Origin of the sequence: Stenotrophomonas sp. GbtcB23, from assembly GCF_019091045.1 — a bacterium.
GTDB classification, from domain to species: domain Bacteria; phylum Pseudomonadota; class Gammaproteobacteria; order Xanthomonadales; family Xanthomonadaceae; genus Stenotrophomonas; species Stenotrophomonas rhizophila_A.
In genome coordinates this window covers 1-870 of the sequence record NZ_JAGXKC010000138.1, presented here as the reverse complement: position 1 = coordinate 870, position 870 = coordinate 1, and the positions used below count along the sequence as shown (strand labels likewise).

Below are 870 nucleotides of genomic sequence, written 5' to 3'. Positions count from 1 at the left end.
CGCTGGTGATCTTGCCGGCGTACTCAATGGTGGTGGCCCCGGGCGTGAGCGCCCCCAACCCACGCGGGGTGAGTCTGGAGGTCCTGGAAGCCCTGCTGGATCTGGTCATGGCCTCGGGCAAGGTACGTGTGGTCGACGTGGCGGAACTGTGTCCGCCCCTGGATCCGGATCAAGCCACCGCACGTGTGGCCGCGCGTTTGATCCACCGAATGGTCAGTGCGCACGCTCAGTGAAGTGATATCGGCTGGCAAAAGGCAGTGAGCTAACGGGAACGCTCAGCCAGCAACTGCTTCATTTGCGCGATCTCCTGTGTCTGCGAGGTAATAATGTCCTGGCAGAGCTTCACCAACTCAGGATCCTTCAGACGATTCTCCTCACACATCAGGATGGCGCCAGCGTGGTGGGGAATCATCGAACGGATGAACTGCTTGTCAGTGACCGCTGCTTGAGTGCGAATGCCCCACCAGCAGAACAGCATGAACGCCACCGTCAGACCAGCCAGAATCAGATTGCGTCGGCGATCGGGGTACATGCTGGACATTAGCCACAGCTCGATCAGCAGCATGGGAGCGGCCATCAGGCCCGCCATGTAGAACTGGTTGACGTTGTTATAGACGTTAGCCCACTGATCGACCATTGCGTACATCAATGCGTACATGGCCACGAAAGACAGGCCCATCATCAACAACAGGCGGCCGTAATGGCCTTGATGCCCTTGTTGTGCCTGGTGGGCAGGTTGGTGTGAGGCGTGCGGTTTTGCGTGCTGGGACTGCGGGTCTTGCGCGTTTTCGTGCGTACCGTGCGAAGAGGACATAACAATCTCCGTGGGAATGGCAGAACGGCGGAAGAACCCGGGGACTGTGGGAACAG

Annotated in this window: 2 protein-coding genes; one reads left to right on the top strand and one right to left on the bottom strand. The window is 59.0% G+C overall.

Annotated features, from left to right (window positions below; all coding sequences use genetic code 11):
* On the top strand, positions 1–233 hold a 233-nt coding region (locus tag KVS69_RS18450), incomplete at its 5' end, for an arginase family protein (RefSeq protein WP_254622283.1).
* 29 nt (positions 234–262) lie between these two features.
* Here KVS69_RS18450 and KVS69_RS18445 read toward each other — a convergent pair.
* Positions 263–870: DUF305 domain-containing protein (locus tag KVS69_RS18445; protein WP_254622282.1), on the bottom strand; the 608-nt coding region annotated here is incomplete at its 5' end.